Raw genomic sequence first — 22540 nt, 5'->3', positions numbered from 1 at the left:
GCCGCCGGGTTCGCGCCCGGCGGCTTTTCTATTTCGGTCGGCATTTGCCGATCAGGCGGCGGCCTTCTCGCTGCCCTGCGTTGCGCCATGGCGGATCTCGGTGCCGAGAACCTTGAGGCATTCGCGCATGAAGGCGGCGAGGCCTGTCCAGCCCTTGGCCGAAACCATGGTGCCGTCGACATAGGCTTCGGTCGGCTTGACGTCGATGTAGGTGCCACCGGCGAGCTTCACTTCCGGCTCGCAGGCGCCGAGTGCAGCGACCTTCTTGCCACGAACGACGCCGTCGACCGCGATGAGAATCTGCACGCCGTGGCAGATGGTGAAGATCGGCTTCTTGGTGTCGTGGAAGTGCTTGACGATCGCCTGGATGCGCTTGTCCGTGCGGATGTATTCCGGGCCACGGCCGCCGGCGCAATAGACGGCGTCATACTGGTCGAGCTGCTTTTCCGCTTCCGAGAAGGTCTTGTTGATGTCGGCGAAGTGGCCGTAGCGCTCGATGTAGGTCTGGTGGCCCTCGAAGTCGTGCAGCGACGTCTGGATCTTGTCGCCTGCGTTCTTGTCCGGGCAGATCACGTGGACGGTGTGGCCAACGGCTTCCATCCCCTGCTGGAACACGAAGATCTCGTATTCCTCGGTGAATTCGCCTGTCAGCATCAAGATTTTCTTGCCAGCCATTTTCAGTTCCTCCGTTGGTTCGGGGCTCGCCCCCGGATTTCCAGTCCAGATCCGCCGGCCCATCCGGCAGCCATTGCTTGTGAGGTCACCCGGCGTCCGTCATTCGAATGCCGGCAGCAACCTGTCACGCGACCGCTCGATGTGGTCGCGCATCGCCCGTTTCGCCGCCTTTCCGTCTCCCGCTTCAAAGGCCAGGAGCAGCGCCTCGTGTTCGTCGAGAGCCTCCTCGGTCACTCGGGAGTGAAACATGAGGCGGAAGATGTGGAAATGGGTGTGCTGGTGCGCCAGAGTCTGGCGGATCAGCCCATTGCCGGCGAATTCGAGGATGCGATCGTGGAAGACCGCGTCGAAACGGGCAAAGGATGAATAGCGGTAGTGCTCGTCGCCGCCGCCGCGGCGGGACATGACACCAGCGACGTCGCGCAATATCGCGAGCCGCTGTGCGTCCATGGCACGCGCCGCGCGCTGGGCAGCTTCCGGCTCGAGCTGCAGGCGCAGGTCGTAAAGCTCGTCGAAACGGCGGCGCGCGATCTGCGGCGCGGCGCTGTAGCCTATCAGGTGGGTCTTGACCACGAGGCCTTCGCCTTCGAGCCGGCCCAGCGCCTCGCGAATAGGCGTCTGCGACACGTTGAGCTCGCGGGCAAGGTTGTCGACCGTGATGCGCGATCCCGGCGCGATCTTCAATGCCATCAACTGCGCGAAGATGGCCTCGTAGGCCTCCTCGGCGAGGCCGTGATGACGGTTGATGGCCTTAAGTCCCGCCGACTGGCGGGCATCGTTAAAGACATCGGGTGGGAGCAGGCTGTTCATGTTTACCCCTTGACAGGACGAACCCATATCGCGATGCTTCGCTCCAGTCAATCCTATATCCTATATGATTTAATATCGGGAGATGAGTTTGAGAGATCAGGGAGTGGCGTCGTTCGCTTGTACGACGTGGGTGCGTGAACACTGCCGGCAGACAAGCGAGTGCCTGTCTGTCGCGCAGGGCCTCCGGCCGACGACCGGTTCGGGGAGGGTCGCCCGATGAGCCTCTTCGCAGCGCTGCGGCCACCGAAGGAAATCCTGTTCGGCAAGGGGCAATCTTCCGTGGCCGGGCAGGTCGCGGCGCGCCATGGCTCTCGCGCCCTTATCTGCACCGATGCGCGGTTCGCCGGGACGCAGGCATTTGCGTCGATCGTCGAGGGGATAAAGTCCGCTGGCGTTGCCGTGCACGTTCATGACGGCGTCGAGCCTGACGTCCCCTATGACAGCGTCGCGGCCTGCGTGGAGGCAGCGCGCTCGTTTGCACCCGATATGGTGATCGGTATCGGCGGCGGCAGTTGCCTGGACATGGCGAAATGCGCGTCGCTGCTGCTTTCGCATGGCGGAGCGCTTCGCGACTACTACGGCGAGTTCAAGGTGCCGTCCCCCATCCTGCCGGTGATCGCCATCCCAACCACAGCGGGGACCGGTTCGGAGGCGACGCCGGTGGCGGTGATCTCTGATTCCAGCCGGACGCTGAAGGTCGGCATATCGAGCCCCTACCTCATCCCTGTCGCGGCCATCTGCGACCCGGATCTGACGATGACGTGTCCGCCATTGCTGACGGCGATCGCTGGCGCCGATGCGCTGACCCATGCGATCGAGGCGTTCACGGCGGCGCGACGCGGCGCGGACCCGGAACTGGCGCTGAAGCATGTCTTCATCGGCAAGAGCGTGCTGTCGGACCATTTCGCGCTGCTGGCGATCAAGCTGCTCGGCAGAAGCCTCGAGCGTGCGTGCAAAAACGGCGCTGACGAGGATGCGAGGGCGGACGTGATGATGGGCGCGCTTGCAGCAGGTTGCGCCTTCGGTACGGCAGGCACCGCTGCTGCCCACGCGATCCAGTATCCGGTCGGCGCGGTGACGCACACGGCGCATGGCCTCGGCGTCGCGACCATGCTGCCCTATGTGATGACCTACAACCGGCCGGCGTCACTTGAGGAGATGGCGCAGGTCGCCGAAGCGCTCGGCGTCGAGACGGCGGGGCTTTCAACCGAGGCCAAGGCAGATGCTGCGATTGCCGAGGTCACGCGGCTTTTCGCGGCAATCGGTATCACGCCGACGCTGGCCAAGCTTGGCCTGCCCGAAGACAAGCTCGACTGGACCGCCGAGCAGGCGGTCGGCATCGAGCGCCTGATCAAGAACAACCCACGCCCGATAGACCTCGCCGCGATGAAACGGCTGCTGCGCGCCGCCTATGACGGTGATGTCGGGGCGTCTGCCCTTTGAGACAACGGAAGCAATCCGATGAACATGATGCACCAGCACATTGAAGAGGACGATGACGTGGACTTTCACAGCTTTTCTCATGGGCTCTTCATTGGCGGCAAATGGGTCGAGGCGAGCAATGCCCGCCAGATCCCGGTCGCCGATCCTTCGACGGAAGCGGTGATCGCGGCCGTCCCGGACGCCTCGGTAGAGGACGCGCTCGCTGCCGTCGATGCCGCCGCCGCAGCCGCCGAAGGCTGGCGGCAGACCGCGCCGCGCAAGCGCTCCGAAATCCTGCGGCGCTGCTTCGAACTGATGACCGAGCGGGCCGAGACGCTGGCCATGCTGATTTCGCTGGAGAACGGCAAAGCGCTGCGCGATGCGCGCGGCGAGGTGGCCTACGCGGCCGAGTTCTTCCGCTGGAACGCGGAAGAAGCGGTGCGCATAGTCGGCGACTATAGCATGGCGCCGGCCGGCGCGAACCGCATCCTGGTGGACTACGAGCCGATCGGCATCTGCGTGCTGATCACGCCGTGGAACTTCCCGGCGGCCATGGCCACGCGCAAGATCGCTCCGGCGCTGGCCGCCGGCTGCACGGTGGTGCTGAAGCCGGCGACCGAAACACCACTGACGGCCTATGCGCTGGCCGCGCTCTACAAGGAGGCGGGCGTGCCCGACGGTGTGGTCAACGTGATCACGACGAAATCGCCCGGCCCGGTAACATCGGCCATGCTTGCCGATCCGCGAGTCAGGAAGCTTTCCTTCACCGGCTCGACGGGCGTCGGGCGCAATCTGCTCGCCGAGGCTTCCAAGACGGTGATCAGCAGTTCCATGGAGCTCGGCGGCAACGCACCGCTGATCGTGTTCGACGACGCCGACCTCGATACGGCAATCGAAGGCGCCATGGTCGCCAAGATGCGCAATGCCGGCGAAGCCTGCACGGCCGCGAACCGGCTCTACGTCCAGTCAGGCATCTATGACCGCTTCGTCGCAGCGTTGACAGAGAGGATGAAGGGTCTGGTGGTGAGTGCGGGAACCGACCCGGCGTCGGAATGCGGCCCTATGATCACGGCGAAGGCCGTCGACAAGATCGACCGGCTTGTGGAGGACGCGGTCAGCCGTGGCGCGAAAGTGCTTTGCGGCGGCAAGAAGCCGGATGGTGTCGGCTTCTTCTATCCGCCGACGGTGCTGGTCGACGTGCCCGCCGACGCCGAGATGGCGCATGAGGAGATCTTCGGGCCAGTGGCACCGATCACCCGGTTCGAGACCGAGGACGAGGTGGTCGCGCGCGCAAATGATACCGAATACGGGCTCGCGGCTTACGTGTTCACCAAGGACATCGCGCGCGGGCTGAAAGTGTCTCGCCGCATCGAGGCAGGCATGATCGCCCTCAACCGTGGGCTTGTCTCGGACCCGGCGGCTCCTTTCGGTGGCGTCAAGCAGAGTGGGCTCGGACGCGAGGGTGGTTCGCACGGCGTGCTGGAGTTTACCGAGCCGAAATATGTGGCCGTGACGCTTTAGTTTTTGCCGCGGATCGTTCGCCGTAGTGATTGGCGAACGATCCGCAGACGCTGCAGGCTGCGAAGTCTGCTTTTGTCGCGAGCTCGATAGATGTCAGCCCGCGCGAAGGAGTTCCGACCGCTTCGGCAGCTTCCAGTTCGGCCGCGGGAAGTGGCAGGTATATCCGTTCGGATATCGCTCCAGATAATCCTGATGCTCAGGCTCGGCCTGCCAGAAATCGCTGACCGGAACGACTTCGGTCACGACCTTGCCCGGCCACAGGCCTGAGGCGTTCACGTCGGCGATCGTGTCCTCGGCGATCTGCTTCTGCTCGTCGTTGACGTAGAAGATCGCCGAACGGTAGCTCGCGCCGACGTCATTGCCCTGGCGGTTCCTGGTGCTCGGATCGTGGATCTGGAAAAAGAACTCCAGAATGTCGCGGTAGCTGGTCTTCGACGGATCGAAGAAAATCTCGATCGCTTCCGCGTGGCTGCCATGGTTGCGGTAGGTGGCGTTGGGCACTTCGCCGCCGGTATATCCGACGCTGGTGGAGATCACGCCCGGCATGCGGCGGATCAAATCCTGCATTCCCCAGAAGCAGCCACCCGCCAGGACTGCGCGCTCGGTCTCGATGCTCATCGTGAAAATCCTCGGTTGCGTTTCCCCAAATATAGGTGCTTTTCGCCAAGCTACCAATCCGGCGCATTCAGGCTTGTGCGCTGCCCGCCATTTCAAGAACGGAAATCGCTTTCAATGGATGTCCTGTCAGAATTGAATGCCGCACTTGGCGCCGAAGCATGTCTGACGGGCGACGCGCTGGAGGCCCATCGTTCCGACGCGAGCGGCACCGGCCGGCATCTGCCGCTCGCCCTGCTGAGGCCGGGTTCGGTAGCGGACATCGCGAAGGCGCTGGAAATCTGCCATCGGCGCGGACAGCCCGTCGTGCCGCAGGGCGGCATGACGGGGCTGGCCGGCGGAGCGAACTGCCGCCCCGGCGACATCGCGCTTTCGCTGGGGCGGTTCCAGGGCGTGGAGGAGATCGATACTGTCGCCGGCGCGATGGTCGTGCGCGCCGGAACCGTGCTGGAGACGGCGCAGAACGCGGCGGAGGAGGCGGGGTTCCTGCTGCCGATCGATCTCGGGGCGCGTGGCTCCTGCCAGATCGGTGGCAACATCGCCACCAATGCCGGGGGCCTGCGCGTGATCCGGCACGGGACCGTGCGCGAAAATCTGCTCGGCCTCGAAGTGGTGCAGGCCGGAGGCGCGGTGCTGTCGCATCTGTCGCGGATGCAGAAGGACAATACCGGGTACGATTTGCGCAACCTCTTCGCCGGGTCGGAGGGAACGCTCGGGGTCATTACGCGGGCGGTGCTGCGGCTGCACCCGCTGCCGGCCGATATCGAGACGGCGATCTGTACGCTTGATAGCTATGACGCGGTGCTTAGGCTCATGGACAGGGCGCGCAGGCAGGTGACGCTGTCGGCCTTCGAGGCGATGTGGGCGGACTTTTTCGACGTGTGCGGAGGACGCAGGCTCTTCAACGAGATTCCGCCATTCGCCGTCATCATCGAAACGGAAGGCGGTGGTCTGGTTCCGCTGCTGGAGGCGGCGCTGGAGGGCGGGATCATCACGGACGCGCTGATCGCGCAGTCGCGCGCCGATGCTCGGCGGTTCTGGGACGTGCGCGAGGCGGCGCTGCCGGAGGCGCAGTTGCCGGACATCGTGAATTTCGACGTGAGCCTGCCGATCGCCAAGGCAGACGCTTATGCGCGCGCCTGCCGGGAAGCGATCGCGGCGGCACTACCCTCGGCGCGTGCCCTGTTCTTCGGCCATATCGGCGACAGCAATCTGCATATCATGGTGGAGGTGCCGGGGTATTCGGACGCCGACGTGCATACGGTCGACCGCATTGCCTATGATCTCGTTCGCGACGCAGGCGGCGTGATCTCGGCGGAGCACGGCATCGGTACGCTGAAGCGCGAGTGGCTGGGCCACAGCCGCAGCGCGGACGAACTGGCGGCCATGCGCGCGATCAAGCATGCGCTGGACCCGGCGGGCATCCTCAATCCGGGCAAGGTGCTGTAGGGGCGGTTCTGCTTTTCGTTGAATCGCAGACCCGCTCTATGTCTCTACGCAATTCCGAACGGAAAACCGCTACGCACTTTTCCTGGAATTGCTGTAGGTCAGGCCGAGAGGTAGGCTTGCGCGATCGCGCGCATCTCCTCAGCCGACAGCGCCTGACCGTGTCCGCCGTGTGCGGTGGCGACGTCGAGGGCAGCGATGCGCGCCATGGTCGCGCGATAGACCGCTTTGTCGCTGTGGGGGAGGTCGTCGACCAGCGTGCCGCGGTAGATGGCGTCGCCTGAGAAGAATGTGCCGTTCTCCCGGTCGATCAGGCCGATGCCGCCGGGTGAGTGGCCGGGCAGATGCAGCACCCCGAACCGACGGTCGCCGAGATCGATCACGTCGCCTTCCTGAAGGGTTGCCGTGAGCGGCGCGGGCGCGATCCGATATGCATCCTTGCGCCAGTCGGTTTGAGGCAGCTTGGTGACCGGTTCGTCCAGCGCGCGGAACATATCCGCGTATGTCTGGTGGTCCGCCATCAAGGCCGAAGCGGCGGCTTCGGATAGGTGCGCGCGGCGGTCAGCGAATTCGTGGAAGCCGCCGATGTGATCGGCGTGGGTGTGGGTGGCGACCGCGATGAGCGGCGCGCCGCTGGAGAGGCTGGCGATCAGCGGGGCAAGGGGGCGCAGGCCCATGCCGAAATCGATGAGCAGGTCGGCATCGCGGCCGCGCAGCAGGAAGATGTTGCCACGAAAGAAGCGGTGGACGCTCGGCTCGAGTATCCTGAAAAGGCCGCCGCCCAGATCGTCGACGGCAAACCAGTCGTCTTTCACAACGGTGCTCAAAGTTGTTTCCCGGCGCTGCTGGCGACGAACGAGGCTTCGTCGATTTCGATGACGAGATTGCCCGGGGAGGGGTCGGAGATGGCCGCGCGGAAGGCTGCCATGCTGGAGGCCTTGCGGTAACCCCAGCCGAAGCCCGGGGCGAGGACTTCGAAGTTCGGGGTGTAGGTATCGACGCCGACTGGGGCGACGCCGGCGTTGATCATGTAGGTCTTTATCTCGCCGTAGCCTGAGTTGTTCCAGACGATCAGGCGAATCGACGTTGCCGCTTCCGTAGCGCTCGCCATCTCGCCGATGGTGAATTGCAGGCCGCCGTCGCCGATGATGCCGAATACCGGCCTGCCGCGGGAGCCGAGCGCCGCGCCGACCGCTGCCGGGAGTGCGTATCCCAGGGTGCCGAAGCCCGTCGCCGAACAGAAGAAGCTTCCGGGACGAGGTGCACCGAAGGCGGTGCAGCCGGCGTAGACCGGTTGCGTAGAGTCGCCGACCATGACGGCATCGGGAACATCGTGCGCCAACGTGTCGAGCATCTGCAGACCCGCAGCAATCACGGGGTTCAGCGCGCCTTCGACTTCCTGCCGTGCAGCGCGCGCGAGGTCTGCGCCCGCTTGGCGAGGTTCTCGTTCGGGCAGGGCTTCCAGCACCTCCGTTGCTGTATGCTTTGCGTCCGCGAGGACTGGGAGGTCGGCTTGCAGGCCGCGCATTAACTGCTCGGCATCCAGATCGACTCGTGCGAGCCAGCCGGACAGGCGGCCGTTCCTGGGCAGGCGGTCGGCGAAATCGGTCGGGCCGAACTCCGTGCCGAGGGCGAGAATTGCGTCCGAGCCATCGAGCAGCGCGGTGACCGCGGCGCAGTCTCCGGTCAGCGGAACCGCGAGCGGGTGATCGCCCGGCACAACGCCACGTGCGTTCACGGTCATGACAACCGGAGCGCCGAGCCGTTCGGCCAGCGTCTGTATGGCAGACGCGGCGCGGATCGCGCCACCGCCGGCGACGATCAGCGGGCGGCTCGCGGCCGAAAGACGCGTGGCGATTTCCTTGACGGCTTGGGGGGCAGGAGCGGGAGCGCCGGGGAGCACAAAGCGGCGCGCTGCCGGCATCGATGAGGCATCGGTGTTCAGCAGTCCGACCGGAATTTCGATGTGGACGGGGCGTGGCCGGCCTGCCGCGAAAAGCGCAAAGGCGCGCGTCAACACCGGCTCGACCTCGGAGACGTCGAGGATGGTGTGGCTGAAGGCCGAAACCTCGCGGATCAGACTGCTTTGATCCTTCAATTCATGGAGGTGGCCGCGCCCGGACCCCAACTCCCCAACCGAATTGACGCTGGAAATCACCAGCATCGGGATGGAATCGCCGTAAGCCTGTCCCATGGCAGTGACGATATTCGTCATGCCCGGCCCGGTGATGATGAAGCAGACGCCGGGCTTTCCTGTCACCCGCGCGTAGCCGTCTGCCATGAAGCCGGCGCCCTGTTCGTGACGCGGCGTTACGTGGCGGATGCCCGAGCCTTCCAGCCCGCGATAGAGGTCGATGGTGTGGACGCCGGGGATGCCGAAGACGGTATCGACGCCGTTCGCCTCGAGGATTTCCACCAGATAAGTCGCAAGGCTTCGCATTCCGATCTCCGTTTGGGGCCGTCGTCACCGATAGAAGGGTCGAATCGACCCTGACAGCTCAATTCAAGGGCAAGCTCTGCTTCAGGCTGCATCAATCCACAGCAGGCTGCCTAAAGAAACTCCATTGATAAAGCGGTTTAGTAAAGCGCTTTACAAAGAGCCGAATATCGACTTTATTATCGCCCTGTAAAGAGGACAGAACGTGGAAACGAAGGGGAAGTCCAGCCTCGATCTTGCCCGGCTAAGCGACGAGCCGAGGACGGTTTGATGGTGTCTCGCGCACCGCAGCGCCGCCCTGCTGCCGTGACGATTCGTGACGTCGCGGCGGCGGCCAGGCTGTCGGTGACGGCGGTGTCGAGGCACTTCAACAACCGGATCGTACTGCCTGCCGATACGGTCGCGCGCATAGAGGCGGCTGCGAACGAGCTTGGCTACCGTCCGAACGTGACGGCGCGAAGGCTGAGCCTTGGAAGCAGTGAGTCCCTAGGCTTCGTTCTCTCCGACATCGCGTATCCGTTCTTTTCCTCTATTGCGAGCGCGGCCGAAGCCGAATGCGCGCGCCTCGGCTACAGTCTCGTGATCTTCAACAGCAGGAACCTGGCCGACAACGAGATCGCCCATCTCAGGCGCATTGAAAACGCGCAGGTGGACGGCATCCTGTTCATGACCAACCATCCAGCGGCGCCGGATATAGCCGATACGATCAACCGGGTGCGCAATGTCGTCCTGCTCGACGAGAACGTGCCGAACGCACAGGCGCCGCGCCTCTACGCGCGCAACCGAAAAGGCGGCAGGCTGGCGACCGAACATCTGCTTGCCGCTGGGCATCGACGCATAGCCTATGTCGGCGGTCACGAGCGGCTGATCTCCAGTTCGGAGCGATTGGCGGGCTACCGCGAGGCGCTTGAAGCTGCGGGAATTCCTGTCGATCCGGCGCTGATCCTGTTTCCCGGCTACGAGGCCGAGAATGGAGAGGCGGCATTTGCCGTTCTGGATGCCTTGAACGAGCCGCCGACGGCGATCTTCGTGGCGGCCGACGTGGTGGCCCTCGGCATCATCAGGAGAGCGCGGGCGGCCGGCCTTTCCGTGCCGCGCGACCTCTCGCTCGTTGGCTTCGATGACATTCCGAATGTCGATGTCATCGACCCGCCGCTCTCCACCATACGCCAGTCCGCAGAAGCCTTCGGCGTGCGCGGTGTCCAGTTGCTGGTTGGCCTGCTGAAGGGCGACCTGGAAGAAGAGACAATCGAGTTTGTCGATGTCGAGCTCGTTAAACGAGGCTCCGTCGCTCCGCCGCGCCTGCGCCGTCACTGGCGCACCGCATCGAGAAGTGCGCAAACCGCTCCAAAAGCGGATGCGCGACCGAAACGAACATCAATGGGGAAAAAGACATGAGCAATCGCTTCTCAAAAGATTCGGCAGAGATACTGCTGCAGAAATTCCAGGCCGGTCACGTCGATCGTCGCGGCTTCCTTGCCGGTCTGGCCGCACTCGGCCTGGCCGTCGGCCTGCGCGCCGGCAACGCAGAGGCAGCAGACGGCGAGATCGTGCTCTGCAACTGGGGCGGCGTCGCCGTTGACGCCTTCCAGGAGGCTTTCGGCGGACCGTTCACCGCCAAGACCGGAATGAAGCTCGTGATCGACGGCGCCGGCCCGGCCATCGGCTCGGTCCGCACCATGGTCGACAGCGGCAACGTCATCTGGGACGTCATGGACAACGGCCTGATCGACGCACAGGTTCTTGCGACCGGCAACTATGTCGAGCCGATCGACTACACCATCGTCGACAAGAACAAGGTCCCGCAGTTCTCGCAGGAGTTTGGCGTCGGCAACTACGCTTTCGCCAACGTGCTCTTCCACAACAAGAAGACGACCGGCGTCGAGACGCTGACCGACTGGAAGGACTTCTTCGATTTCGAGAAGATCCCGGGCAAGCGCACGATGTGCAAGTGGATCCAGGGCCAGCTCGAGTTCGTGCTGCTCGCCGATGGCGTCGCGCCTGCGGACCTCTATCCGCTCGACGTCGACCGCGCCTTCGCCAAGCTTCAGCCGCATCTCGACAACATCATCTTCTGGGAAGGCGGCGCGCAGAGCCAGCAGCTGTTCCGCGATGGCGAAGTCGTGATGGGCAACATCTGGCACACCCGTGCCAAGCTGCTCGTGCAGGAGAACCCGGACTATGCCATCACATGGAACCAGAACACGCTTCTGATCAGCGCCTGGTCCGTGCCGAAGGGCAACCCGGCCGGCAAGAAGGTGTTCGAGTTCATCAACTCCGCACTCGACCCCGAGCCGCAGATCACGCTGCTGCGCCTGATGGGCAACGGCCCGACCAACCCGGCGGCGGAAGCCCTGATGACGGACGAAGACCGCGTCTTCAACCCGACTTCGCCGGCCAACACGACGGGCCAGGTTCTCGTGAATCCCGCCTGGTATGCGGAGCATGAAGCCGACGTGCAGAACAAGTTCCTCGACCTGATCGCAACCTGATCTGGTCGAAGGCCGCCTGCCTGCGGACTCCCGGCAGGCAGGCGGCAGAACTTTTCTATTCTCAAGCCGAGTGAAGGCGGACATGTCGTCGCGCTTTGAACGTTTTGCATTGTACCTGACGGTGCCTGCCGGCCTGTTGGTGATCCTGCTTTACGCTCTCCCCATCCTGCAGGTCCTGGCGCTCTCCCTCACGGAGGGCAGCGGAGCGGTGGCCAATTACGAGCGCCTGTTCACCAGCCGCGCCGTGGCCAAGGTCGTCCAGACGACGCTGGTGGTCTCCATCAGCACCACCTTCATCACCATGGTGATCGCCTACATCATCGCCTTCGGCATGATCCACATGAGCAGCGGACAGAGGAAGCTCGCGCTTCTCATGGTGTCGATCCCGTTCTGGGTTTCGGTTCTTGTGCGCGCCTTTGCCTGGATCACCATCCTGCGGTCGCAGGGCCTGCTCAACAGCGGCCTGATGTCGATCGGCGCGATCACCGAGCCGCTTCAGCTCGTCTACAACCGCGTCGGCGTGACGATCGGTATGGTACATTACATGGTGCCGTTCGCGGTGCTGCTGCTTTACGCCAACCTGACCGACATCGACCGGCGCGTGGTTCAGGCCGCGCGTTCGCTCGGCGCACGTCCGATGACGGTGTTCTTCCGCGTCTGGCTTCCCATGAGCTTGCCCGGCATTGGCGTCGCCTCGTTGTTCATCCTCGTCTTCTCGCTGGGCTTCCTGATCACGCCGGCCTTGCTCGGTGGCGGGCGCACCCTGATGGTCGCCGAATACATCTCGGTACAGATATCCAACACTGGCCGCTGGGATCTTGCCACTTCGCTTTCGACGGCATTGCTGATCGTCGTCGGACTGCTGCTTGCACTCGCCTTGCGCAGCCCGACGATGCGCGCGGCTTTCGGGGGAGGCTCGAAATGAGCGCCCGGACGCGCAATCGCCTGCTGATGGCCCTTGTCTGGCTGTTGCTGCTGTTCCTGTTCCTGCCGGTCCTTGTGGTGATCCCGGTGTCGATCACCGACAAGAGCTATCTGTCGCTTCCGGTCGACGGTGTCTCCTTCGAGCACTACGCTTCGCTTGCCGACCCGGCGCGCGGCTGGATTCCGAGTTTCCGCAACTCGATCATCGCGGCGATCGCGACATCGATCATCGCCACGGCGATCGCGGCCGCCTTCGCGGTGGGGGCCTGGATCCGCGCCGGCTGGTGGCCGTCTTCGGTGCGCCTGCTGATGCTGTCGCCGCTGATCGTGCCGCCGATCATCTACGCCGTCGGCGTGGTGCGGGTGCTGTCCAAGATGTCGATGCTGGATACGTTCTGGGGCGTGCTGGTCGTGCATGTCGTCCTGTCGCTGCCGATGGCGTTCCTGGCGATCGCGGCGTCGCTCTCCAACCTCGACAACAGGATGGTGACTGCGGCGCGCAGCCTCGGCGCAAGGCCGATGACGATCTTCGCCCGCGTGATCCTGCCCAACATCGCACCGGGCCTGGGCGCCGGCGCCTTCCTGGCGTTCATCACGTCATGGGACGAGATCACGGTGACGCTCTTCATCACCGCGCGGCGCTTCGTGACGCTGCCGCGACGTATCTACACCTCGATCACCGATTCCATCGACCCGGCGCTCGCCGCCATTGCCGCCGTCCTGCTGATCGCCACGATGGCGGTCCTGATCACCCAGAGCCTGATCGCCGGACGCGGGAAACCCCGGTCGCCGTGACAGGCCCCCACCAACTCATCCAACGAAAAGGAAATATGATGAGCCAAGCGCATGCAATGAGTGACCACGAGTACCGGGAGAAGGTCTTCTTCTCGACTTTCGGATCGGTGCCGGAACCGGCGTTCCACGACCCGGCGGAACAGCAGGAAGTCTGGGGCGGCGTCTGGGGCTGCTCCAATGACGTCGGCAAGCTGCGCGCTGTGCTGATGCACCGACCGGGCGACGAGGTTAAGGTCGTCACCGCCGACAAGAAGATGCCGGAAGTCGGCGGCTACGGTGATCCCGAGAAGGGCTGGTACTGGATCGGCAAGGACATGCCCGACCTGCCCGCCATGCAGAAGGCGCATGACCAGTTCACCGACATCCTGCGCAAGGAAGGCGTCAATGTTGTGCTCGTCGGCGACGCCGCGCCGGGCCGCATGAAGCAGGTTTATACCCGCGACAGCTGCGTGGCCATCAAGAGCGGCGCGATCGTCACGCGTCTTGCCCGCAAGGTACGCCGTGGCGAGGAACTGCCGGTGACCCGTGCGCTGGCCCGCGTTGGCTGCCCGATCGTCGCCACGCTGACCGGCAACTCGGTGTTCGAGGGCGGCGGTTACGCCAACATCGACGACAAGACGGCCGTGTGCTGCGTCTCGGTTGCGTGTAACGAGGAAGGTGTGCGGCAGATGCAGGCGATCCTCGCCTATCACGGCATCGAACTGATCACACTTCCGGGCATGGGCTACCGCATCCACATCGACGGCGCGTTCAACATGATCGACGTCGACAAGGCGATCGTGAACCTCAACGAGTTGCCCTGGTTCTTCATCGAGTACCTGCAGAAGCGCGGCATCAAGCTCATCGAGCTTCCGCCCGAGGACAATGCGTTCTCGCTGAACTCGCTGGCCATCGCACCGAGCAGGGTCGTGATGCACGGCAGCCGTTCGAAGCGCCTCGAAGACAGGCTGAGCGACGCGGGCGTGGAGCTTATCACCGCCGACTACGAGCCGGTTGAAGCCGGTGGCGGTGGCATACACTGCTCGACGGCGCCACTGGCACGGGATGCAGTCTGAGATGTCCTTCCTCGTCGTTCACAGCCTGGAGATGCACTACGGACCGCTCAGGGCGCTCGACGACGTGTCGCTGACGATCGAGGAGGGGGAGTTCATCTCCCTCCTCGGTCCATCGGGTTCCGGCAAGACCACGATGCTGATGTCGATCGCGGGGTTCAACATCCCGACGGCAGGCAGGATCCTTCTCGATGGGCAGGACATCACCCACCGGGAGCCAGAGGACCGCAATTTCGGCCTGGTGTTTCAGGGTTATGCGCTGTTCCCGCACCTGACGGTCGCGGGGAATGTCGCCTTTCCTCTGAAAGTTCGGAAATGGGGCGCCGCACGCATCAAGAAGCGCGTCGACGAGATGCTTGCCCTCGTTGGGCTGGAGAATTTCGCCGACCGCAAGCCGCGCCAGCTTTCGGGCGGGCAGCAACAGCGCGTGGCGCTGGCGCGTGCGCTCTCCTTCGGGCCGCGCGTGCTGCTGCTCGACGAGCCGCTCTCCGCGCTCGACCGCATGCTGCGCGAGCAGATGCAGACGGAGCTGCGCCGCCTTCACAGGGAGACCGGGGTGACGTTCCTCTATGTCACGCATGACCAGCAGGAAGCGCTGACCATGTCCGACCGGATCGCCGTCTTCGAGAAAGGCAAGATCGTCGAGCAGGGTTCCCCGGCGCGGTTATTCAAGTCGCCGACGACGCGTTTCGTCGCGGAGTTCCTGGGCGAGAACAATTTCGTCAAGGGAAGCCGAGCAAACGGCCAGTGGCAGGCTTTCGGGACCGGCTTCGTGTTGCCTGACGCGCGCGATGGCGGCGATGATGTCGCAGAGGCCACTCTGTGGCTGCGTCCGGGCGACATCGGCTTCGGGCAGGGGCGCGAGGGCGACATCAGCTTTACGGCCACGGTGGAGGATTTCGTCTTCGGCGGCACGCAGAGCCGTCTGACGCTGCGCCTCAAGACAGGCGAGATCGTGTTCGCGTCGATCGCCGCCGATCTCCTGCCCGACGACATTGTCGGGTCGGAGCAGACATTCCATGCCCGGCGCGATGCCGTGGGCGTATTGAAATAACAAGAGGCGGTCCGCCAAAGACCTCCGAAAACTGAAAGGAAGATCATCGTGACTGGTACTGCCAGCCTGAAGCCCGTTGCCCTCCCAGACTACGGGGTTCCGCGCTATATCCCCAAGATCGCGGCGCAGACCTATCAGGCGCGTTTCGCCCGCTTCATGGACGCTATCGCCACCAAGGGTTTCGATGCCGCCGTGGTTTATGCCGATCGCGAACACTGCGCCAACATTTCGTGGCTGACCGGCTTCGATCCACGCTTCGAGGAAGCGCTACTGGTCGCTGTGCGCGGCAACGACCCTGTCATCATCACAGGTCCGGAGAATGTCGGCCTTGCCGCCATCACGCCGCTCGGCGCAACCTCCTTGTTGTGGCCAGGCTTCGGCCTGCTCGGTCAGGACAGGACCAAGGCTATTCCACTGCCCGAGCTGCTTGCAAAGGCTGGCCTGCAGAAGGGACACAAGATCGGCGCCATCGGCTGGAAATATTTTCTCGCCAACGAGGTCGAGAGCGCCGGCGTTGCGACTGACCTCCCCGCCTATGTCGCAGGCATGCTCGCCGCGATCGGCCCTGTTGCGAATGCGACGGGCATCATGGCGAGCCCAATCGACGGGCTGCGCTCACAGATCGAGATCGAGGAACTGGCGCGTTTCGAATTTCTCGCCACGCATTCGTCCGAGGCGATCAAGCGGGTAATCCTTGGCCTGAAGCCGGGCATGACCGAGTTCGAGGCGGCGAGCCTGATGCAGCCGCTCGGCTATCCGGTCTGCTGCCATCCCATGCTTTCGACCGGCGAGCGAGCGCGCTTCGGGCTGGGAAGCCCGTCCGACACGGTGATCGAGAGAGGCGCGATGTTCACCGCCGCCTTCGGCTATCAGGGTTCGCTGACGGCCCGCGCCGGCTTCGTGGTCGAGACTGCCGACGAACTGCCGGCGGGGGCGAAAGACTATGCCGACGCCTTTGTTGCCCGTTACTGGGAGGCGGCCGCCGAGTGGTATGAAACCATTGGCATAGGCGTCAGCGGCGGCGAGATCGACAGGAAGATGCGCGCACGACTGGACAATGACTTCTTCAAGCTGGCGCTGAATCCCGGCCACCTCATCCACATCGACGAGTGGATGCACTCTCCGGTACGCCCGGGCAGCACGGAAACCTTCCGCTCGGGCCAAGCGGTCCAGCTCGACATGATCCCGGCTGCGGGCAACGCGTATTTCACCACCAACATCGAAGATGGCATTGCCCTGCTGGACGGTCGGGGACGGTCGGAGTTCGCCGAGCGCTTCCCGGAAGCATGGGGCCGCATCGAGGCGCGCCGCGCCTTCATGGCCGACGGGCTTGGCATCCTGATGAAGCCCGAGGTGCTGCCGTTCAGCAATCTGGCGGGTTGGCTGCCAGCCTACCTGCTCAACCCCGGCCTTGCGATCTCGCGGGCCTGACGAAAACAGGGCGGCGATGAGCCGCCCCGTTGTTAATATGGAGGATTGGATGACGCAGACGCTCCAGACGCTGTTTCCGGCAGGCAAGCCCATCTTCGGCATGCTGCATCTGGGCGGTGATACGCCGGAGGAGCGTCTCGCCCGCGCCTTGAGCGAGACCCGGGACATGATCGCGGGCGGAGTCGATGCGGTGCTTGTCGAGAATTATTTCGGCACACCCGATGATGTCATTCGTGTCCTTGAAGCTTTCGAGGCGAACCCGCCGGGCGTCGTGGTCGGGCTCAACCTGTTGCGCGACTTCAGGCTCGGATTCGACCTTCTCCGCAAGTTCGATGTCGCGTTCCTCCAGATCGATTCCGTTTGCGGCCATCTGCCTCCCGATGAGGACGCCGACTACGCAGCTGAGCTTGCGGAGCGGCGCGCAGCCACCGAGGCACTTGTGTTCGGGGGTGTGCGCTTCAAATACCAGCCGGTGAAATCCGGTCGCAGCGACGAGGAGGATATTCGCCTTGGCATGGCGCGCGCCGATGCGCTCGTGGTGACGGGCGAAGCGACAGGGCAGGGGACCGACAACGCGAAGATCCTGCGCTTCCGCCAGGTCGTGGGGCCAGATTATCCGCTGATCGTCGGCGCTGGAATGACGGCAGCGACAGCGGCCGAGCAGATGCGGATCGCCGATGGCGCGGTTGTTGGCTCCTACTTCAAGGATACCCACAAGGATACAGGCATCGTCGAAGTGGCGCATGTGCGCGAACTGATGGACGAGGTTCGCAAGGTGCGCGGGGAAAGCAGGCCATGACCATCCGTGTCGAGCCGATCACGCCAGATGGTTTCGCGCCTTTCGGCAGGATTTTCGAGATTGGCGCGTCAGGCGGACTGGATGAGGCCGTCGTGCGGACCGACGGTCCGGGCTGGGCCGACGCCTACACGCACGATCCGCTGCTCTCGACCAATGCCAGCCTAGGCATGACGCGTGCCGGCGGCATGCCGTTCGAGGTGCGGCAGATGGAGCGACATCCGAATACGCAGGAGGCTATTTTCTGCGCTGAGGCGCCGATCGTCCTCGTCGTCGCCGAGGCTGGTCCGGAGGCCCAGCCCGATATATCCGGCGTGCGCGCGTTTTCGATCCAGCCGGGAACGGTCGCGGTCATGCGTCCCGGCACATGGCATGACGCCTGCCGCGGACTGTATGGCCCGGCAAGCTACTACTGGATGGCGACGGTGCGCACCGGGACGGAATGGCGCGACGTTGCCGGAGGGCCGGTCCCAGTCGTGGTGGAAGCCGTCTAATGAGCGATGCCGCGGCCTTCTTCATCGGCGACGTTTCGCTCGATGAATATTATGCGTCGGAGCGCTGGCCGGGACTTGCGGACAAGGGTTTCGTCGATTTCCTCGGCGATTATGTCGGCGGCAGCATCGCCAACGCAGCGTCGGTTCACGCGCGTCTAGGTTCGGCGACGGAATTCGTTTCGCTGCTGAACTTCAGTGTGATTTCCGACCGCCTGATCGCTGAGTTGCAGGCACGCGGCGTGTCCGTCAGGCACATGTTGCGCCAGGATGGGATCGCGGAATCGCGCAATCTCATCTTCCTTGCCGATGGCGAACATGTGGTGTTTACCGTCGACATGGGGTTCCAGCCGATGGAACTGTCGAGGGAACTGATGCGCGACCTGCGTCAGCCCGGTTTTCTTTACACGACGCTCTATCGTTCGCGACGGCTGCGGCACGGTGAGCTTGCGCAAGCTGGTCTTCTGCAGGACGCGCGGTCCCATGGCCGGCGCACCGTCTTCGATCTCGATGTGGGTGGGTTCGGAGAGGCCGATCTTCCCTATCTGCGCGGCGCGGCCGTGCTGATCCTGAACCAGGTCGGCTATGCGAGTGCGTTCGGCGACAGGCCGGTAGACGAACTCGGGCGCTGGATGGAGGAGCATGAGGTCGGCTCCATCGTCAGGACGCGCGCGGCCGAGGGTGCGGAGGCCTTCGACGGCCGAAAACGGTACGACGTGAAGGGCTACAAGGTTGGTGTCGAGGACGTGACCGGCGCGGGCGATACGTTCGGCGGCGCGCTGGTGCATGTTCTCGGGCAGGGCGGCGATCTCGGGGAGGCTCTCGACCTGGCGGTGGCAGCTTCCGCACGCGCGGTGACGATTCGCGGGCCGGCGGGCGGCATCGCGACGCACGCGGAAATCGCCGCGTTCCGGGAGCAGGTGAACAGATAATCGAGTCTGGCGGAAGCAGAGCCGCTCGGAGCTGAGGATCAGTTGCTGATTTTTTGGCCGGGGAACGAGTTTCGTTCCAGAAATTTCTGCACCGCCTGAATGTCCAAGTGCCCGGTTGTGTCCACCGTGAGGACCGGACCGTAGCCGAAGGGTTCGGCGCGGGCGGCGAGCGCGACAAGCTCGGGAGCATATTCGGCTCCGGGATGTCCGGGAAGCCGGTTCGATGCGCGTGAGGCGTAACGGGCGCCGATTGTTTCCGGTGGCGCAGAGCACCAGATTTCTGCGACCTCGCTCACACCGGAATTTTCGAGAAGCTCCTGAACGAATTCGCGTGGCTGGAAGCCGAACCAGGCGTCCATGATCACCGTGGTCCCGGCGGGAGCGTCGCGCAGGATCGCGAACATCGCCTTCAGGCTCGCGCGCCCGAGCTTGCGATTGAACGGGCGGTCAACGCCGTCGATCTCCTCCAGAAACGGGTCCTTGATGGTATCTAGCGACAGGAGAGGCCATCCCGTTTCACGGGCAAGGGTAGCGGCAATGCTGCTCTTTCCGCTTGCCGGGACGCCGTTCACCATCACCAGTCGCTTTGGTAGAGGCTGGGGCAGAGTCGCGAGCGCTGCGCCGATCACGCCGGCGTCGTCGCCGAGCGTGGCCCCGACGATTGCGTATGTGAACCAGGGCGAGGTTTCGACATCATCCGCAAGGGCGGACACCATGGCGTTGCCGAGCCCGCCGCCGATGACGAACATTTCGGGTGCAATAGCCGCGGCAAGACCGTTGATCGCTGCGCGCAACGGCGAAGCCCATGCCCGCAACACTTGCGTTGCCACCGCATCGCCGGCGGCTCGGCCTGCAAGAAGATCGGCCGCCGTCGTTGAAGAGGGCAGGCCGGCATCCTGGATGTGACGGCGAAGCGACGTGCCCGAACTCTGCGTTTCCACGCAGCCCCGCCGACCGCACTTGCATGGCAGTCCCGACGGGTCGACGACGATGTGGCCAAGCTGGCCCGCCACGCCTGAGCCCCTGAATATGGCTCCATCGGCGAGCACCGCTCCGCCGATGCCCGTGCCGATCGTCAGCATGGCCACATGGTGCTTTCCGGCAGCGGCTCCGCACCGCGCTTCCGCGACCAGGGCCATGCTGCCGTCATTGTCGATCACGACTTTGCGCCCGAAGCGCGTTTCGATGCGTTCGCAGACTGGAAGACCGGACAGATCCACATATCCGCCGGACAGAACGCACCGCGCGGCGAAGTCCACCTGACCCGGTACGCCTATCCCGATCCCCTCAACGGTCGGATCGTCGATTTCCGCAATCAGGGACTCTACCCGGCTGAGGACCTGTTCGGGATTGGAAGAGCTTTCCGACCGGGCGCGCGCAAGTATCCGGCCATCGACGGCCACCCGTGCGGCACGGATGTTCGTTCCGCCGATGTCCACGCCAATTGCGGTGCGCGTCATGGCTGCGGTCAGGCCACTTTTGCTGCCGGCGCGCGATGACGCGCGATGATCGCCTGCAGTTCGCGCAATCTGGGCACGGCGATCGTCTCCAGCCTCTGGCGCGTGACGGCGCGGTCAAGCGAGATGCAATCCTTCCACAGCGAGCGGCCCGCAATGACGCCCGAAGCGCCATTGGCCATGGCGGTCTCGACCTGGGTCAGGAAGGTTTCGTGGTCGACGCCAGCCGAAAGCACCGCCCAGGGAACGTTGCCGGAGAGGCGCGTTACCGCGGCGCAGGACTCCGCCGAACCCGGGTACGGCAGCTTCAGGACTTTCGACCCGAGGTCGAGACAGATTTTCGTGCCGCCCTGGATCAGTTCGGGGATCTTGGCCTGATACTCGGCCTTGCTTTCGCCTTCGACCTGATAGGTCAGGAACTCGACGACGAGAAGAAGATCCTCCTGCGCGAAGTCCGCTATCACCTGCTTCAGGATGTCGATGTTGTGTGTATTGGCCTGCGGAATATCCGACCGCAGGTAGACCATGATCTTGCCTCCCGTCCCGCCAAGCGACCGGACCTGTCTTGCGCCGATGCCTTCCACCAGTTTCGAGAGCCTGTACCCTTCAGGCGAGGTATCCCAGCCCGACGCATCGAGACCGATCAGGAGCGCAGTGCTGCGATCGATGACACCGTCGTCAACGAGTTGCGGCACCGCGCAGATGGGGTCGACCAGTACGCAGGACGCGCGGCTCGCCAGATGGCTGGTGATGTCCGCCTTCGTATGACCGAGGACGTCATTGCCGATCTTTGCCTGTTCGGCGGGGTCTGCCGACAGAAGGGTGCGCATGCCCCCCCTTTGGTCGCAGGCGATCACCATCATCGCGCCGTCGTTGCCGCAGATTTGTTGATAGCCGCGTCTCTCGGCTGTCGTCATGGGAGCCATATTTCGGTCCTTCATTTTTTCTCGGCTGCGATTGCGTAACTCTAAATTTCGATCTAGAGTGTAACATATTACAGAAAGGAATTTCAAGCTGTCGTCTAGCTCCACCCAGAGCCAAGTCCCGTCCCGCGCGCTTCTGCATACGGTCGCGAAGCTGCACTACGTCGAGGATTTGAGCCAGGTAGACGTTGCCAGGCGCCTCTCGCTGTCGACGGCGACCGTCTCGCGCCTGCTTCAGAAGGCGCGTGCGGAGGGCGTTGTGCGCATAGAGGTGATGGACCTTATTGAGCCCGACGAACTGGCGAAGGAAGTGGCGCGGGCCCAGTCGCTGAAACGTGTAGCGGTCGTGGAAGGGACGGGAGCGGGAGCGCTCGCCTCGCTGGCGGGTCCGGTCGGGACCATGCTGCGGGATGCCGGGCTGTCGAATGGATCGGTGCTCGCCATCGGCTGGGGCCGCGCAGTGAGGGCGGTCATCGAAGCTGGATTGCCGGAACTTCCCGGCGTGCTGACGGTGCCCGTGACGGGCGGCATGCAGCAACATCAGCCGCATTTCCAGGTCAACGAGTTCGTTCGACTCGCGGCGCTCCAGATGGGTGGCACCCCGCGTTTCGTCCACGCTCCCTACCTGCCTGCGGCGGCATCGCGCCGGGCCTATCTTTCGGACCCCGTCGTGGCCGACAACGTGGCGCTTTGGGACAGGGTTGATCTGGCGATCGTTGGTATCGGACTGCCCGGCGAACCGGCGAATGTCGAGACGCCGCGCCATCCCAACGCGGCAGGCGACGTGATGCGCCACTACTTCGACGCCGACGGCACGCTTCTCGATCGCGGCAACGAGAAACGCATGATCGCGATGTCGGTCGACCAGTTGCGCCGGACGCCACTGGTCATCGGCGTAGCGGTTGGCGAGGCGAAGGTGGCGGCGATCCGCGGCGCCGCAAAGGCGAAGCTTATTTCTGCGCTGGTGACTGACGTCCGAACTGCGGAAAAGCTGCTGGAGACGCCGATATGAAGGCTGTCGAATTTTGCGGCGCGGAAATTTTCATGTTTGCCCGCACAAAGCGATTGACAGTGGTGTCGGGACTGCGCCTTAATTCGATAGCGCCGAGTGGAGGATACGAAAGCGCAACTGGCACCCTGCGTGCATCGGAGGAAGACAGCACCATCGGTAAGGTCAATAGTGCGGCCGCAAGTGGTCGCACCATCAGCGGCGATGAGTGTTTCGGAGGAATATCGCGGTCGGGATGATCCGGCCAAATCGTCAGGT

Annotated in this window: 22 protein-coding genes; 15 read left to right on the top strand and 7 right to left on the bottom strand. The window is 64.0% G+C overall.

The genetic code is table 11. The annotated features are described in order from the left end of the window. Window positions 1-51 precede the first annotated feature (51 nt). Entirely contained in the window at window positions 52-675 is a 624-nt protein-coding gene (locus ABMA32_RS20680; RefSeq protein ID WP_349015692.1) for a DJ-1/PfpI family protein, read from the bottom strand. Window positions 676-774: 99 nt separating this feature from the next. Continuing rightward, window positions 775-1485, bottom strand: coding sequence for a GntR family transcriptional regulator (locus ABMA32_RS20675; RefSeq protein WP_349015691.1), 711 nt, complete (start codon window positions 1483-1485; stop codon window positions 775-777). Between the two features lie 216 nt (window positions 1486-1701). Here ABMA32_RS20675 and ABMA32_RS20670 point away from each other — a divergent pair, with 216 nt between their 5' ends. Further along, window positions 1702-2928 (top strand): iron-containing alcohol dehydrogenase, encoded by a 1227-nt coding sequence (locus ABMA32_RS20670; RefSeq protein WP_349015690.1) that lies wholly within the window; start codon window positions 1702-1704, stop codon window positions 2926-2928. A gap of 18 nt (window positions 2929-2946) precedes the next feature. Next, window positions 2947-4428: an NAD-dependent succinate-semialdehyde dehydrogenase gene (locus ABMA32_RS20665; protein WP_349015689.1), complete on the top strand. Its 1482-nt coding sequence runs from the start codon at window positions 2947-2949 to the stop codon at window positions 4426-4428. Window positions 4429-4521: 93 nt separating this feature from the next. On the opposite strand, the gene msrA is transcribed toward ABMA32_RS20665, so the two are convergent. Further along, window positions 4522-5046 (bottom strand): peptide-methionine (S)-S-oxide reductase MsrA, encoded by a 525-nt coding sequence (gene msrA, locus ABMA32_RS20660; protein ID WP_349015688.1) that lies wholly within the window; start codon window positions 5044-5046, stop codon window positions 4522-4524. A 114-nt stretch (window positions 5047-5160) separates the two neighbouring features. Between msrA and ABMA32_RS20655 the strand changes: the two genes are divergently transcribed. Then, window positions 5161-6492, top strand: coding sequence for an FAD-binding oxidoreductase (locus ABMA32_RS20655; RefSeq protein WP_349015687.1), 1332 nt, complete (start codon window positions 5161-5163; stop codon window positions 6490-6492). Window positions 6493-6590: 98 nt separating this feature from the next. Here the strand turns inward: ABMA32_RS20655 and ABMA32_RS20650 are convergent, their stop codons facing one another. Together ABMA32_RS20650 and ABMA32_RS20645 are read right to left on the bottom strand one after the other, a co-directional pair. Next, entirely contained in the window at window positions 6591-7316 is a 726-nt protein-coding gene (locus tag ABMA32_RS20650; protein WP_349015686.1) for an MBL fold metallo-hydrolase, read from the bottom strand. Continuing rightward, the gene (locus ABMA32_RS20645) at window positions 7313-8929 is read right to left on the bottom strand and encodes a 5-guanidino-2-oxopentanoate decarboxylase (protein WP_349015685.1); all 1617 of its coding nucleotides are present in this window, start codon (window positions 8927-8929) and stop codon (window positions 7313-7315) included. Before ABMA32_RS20645 ends, ABMA32_RS20650 begins: the two co-directional genes overlap by 4 nt. Before the next feature lie 267 nt (window positions 8930-9196). Here ABMA32_RS20645 and ABMA32_RS20640 point away from each other — a divergent pair, with 267 nt between their 5' ends. From ABMA32_RS20640 to ABMA32_RS20595, 10 genes are all read left to right on the top strand, one after another. Then, on the top strand, window positions 9197-10324 hold the full coding sequence (locus tag ABMA32_RS20640) for a LacI family DNA-binding transcriptional regulator (protein WP_349015684.1): 1128 nt from the start codon (window positions 9197-9199) through the stop codon (window positions 10322-10324). Next, a complete protein-coding gene (locus ABMA32_RS20635) occupies window positions 10321-11418 on the top strand; it encodes an ABC transporter substrate-binding protein (protein WP_349015683.1) in 1098 nt (365 codons plus the stop codon). The genes ABMA32_RS20640 and ABMA32_RS20635 overlap by 4 nt, the downstream gene beginning before the upstream one ends. Before the next feature lie 82 nt (window positions 11419-11500). After that, on the top strand, window positions 11501-12343 hold the full coding sequence (locus ABMA32_RS20630) for an ABC transporter permease (RefSeq protein WP_349015682.1): 843 nt from the start codon (window positions 11501-11503) through the stop codon (window positions 12341-12343). Continuing rightward, the gene (locus ABMA32_RS20625; RefSeq protein WP_349015681.1) at window positions 12340-13137 is read left to right on the top strand and encodes an ABC transporter permease; all 798 of its coding nucleotides are present in this window, start codon (window positions 12340-12342) and stop codon (window positions 13135-13137) included. The genes ABMA32_RS20630 and ABMA32_RS20625 overlap by 4 nt, the downstream gene beginning before the upstream one ends. Before the next feature lie 56 nt (window positions 13138-13193). Next, the gene (locus ABMA32_RS20620; RefSeq protein WP_349015680.1) at window positions 13194-14192 is read left to right on the top strand and encodes a dimethylarginine dimethylaminohydrolase family protein; all 999 of its coding nucleotides are present in this window, start codon (window positions 13194-13196) and stop codon (window positions 14190-14192) included. A 1-nt stretch (window position 14193) separates the two neighbouring features. After that, window positions 14194-15243, top strand: a complete 1050-nt coding sequence (locus tag ABMA32_RS20615; protein WP_349015679.1) for an ABC transporter ATP-binding protein — start codon at window positions 14194-14196, stop codon at window positions 15241-15243. A 48-nt stretch (window positions 15244-15291) separates the two neighbouring features. Next, window positions 15292-16674, top strand: a complete 1383-nt coding sequence (locus ABMA32_RS20610; protein ID WP_349015678.1) for a M24 family metallopeptidase — start codon at window positions 15292-15294, stop codon at window positions 16672-16674. A 49-nt stretch (window positions 16675-16723) separates the two neighbouring features. After that, on the top strand, window positions 16724-17473 hold the full coding sequence (locus ABMA32_RS20605; protein ID WP_349015677.1) for a BtpA/SgcQ family protein: 750 nt from the start codon (window positions 16724-16726) through the stop codon (window positions 17471-17473). Continuing rightward, window positions 17470-17964, top strand: a complete 495-nt coding sequence (locus ABMA32_RS20600; protein WP_349015676.1) for an ureidoglycolate lyase — start codon at window positions 17470-17472, stop codon at window positions 17962-17964. Before ABMA32_RS20605 ends, ABMA32_RS20600 begins: the two co-directional genes overlap by 4 nt. Continuing rightward, a complete protein-coding gene (locus ABMA32_RS20595; protein ID WP_349015675.1) occupies window positions 17964-18893 on the top strand; it encodes a carbohydrate kinase family protein in 930 nt (309 codons plus the stop codon). The genes ABMA32_RS20600 and ABMA32_RS20595 overlap by 1 nt, the downstream gene beginning before the upstream one ends. A gap of 38 nt (window positions 18894-18931) precedes the next feature. Here the strand turns inward: ABMA32_RS20595 and ABMA32_RS20590 are convergent, their stop codons facing one another. Together ABMA32_RS20590 and ABMA32_RS20585 are read right to left on the bottom strand one after the other, a co-directional pair. Next, entirely contained in the window at window positions 18932-20353 is a 1422-nt protein-coding gene (locus ABMA32_RS20590) for an ROK family protein (RefSeq protein WP_349015674.1), read from the bottom strand. An 8-nt stretch (window positions 20354-20361) separates the two neighbouring features. After that, window positions 20362-21276, bottom strand: coding sequence for a tagatose-bisphosphate aldolase (locus ABMA32_RS20585; protein ID WP_349015673.1), 915 nt, complete (start codon window positions 21274-21276; stop codon window positions 20362-20364). A 169-nt stretch (window positions 21277-21445) separates the two neighbouring features. Here ABMA32_RS20585 and ABMA32_RS20580 point away from each other — a divergent pair, with 169 nt between their 5' ends. Then, entirely contained in the window at window positions 21446-22285 is an 840-nt protein-coding gene (locus ABMA32_RS20580; RefSeq protein WP_349015672.1) for a sugar-binding transcriptional regulator, read from the top strand. Continuing rightward, on the top strand, window positions 22282-22521 hold the full coding sequence (locus ABMA32_RS20575; protein ID WP_349015671.1) for a hypothetical protein: 240 nt from the start codon (window positions 22282-22284) through the stop codon (window positions 22519-22521). The genes ABMA32_RS20580 and ABMA32_RS20575 overlap by 4 nt, the downstream gene beginning before the upstream one ends. The last annotated feature ends 19 nt before the right edge of the window (window positions 22522-22540 follow it).

The sequence above is a fragment of the Mesorhizobium quangtriensis genome (assembly GCF_040081925.1).
Lineage (GTDB): Bacteria > Pseudomonadota > Alphaproteobacteria > Rhizobiales > Rhizobiaceae > Mesorhizobium_K > Mesorhizobium_K quangtriensis.
Note: the sequence above shows the minus strand (reverse complement) of the source record. Positions and strands in the feature narration are given on the sequence as shown.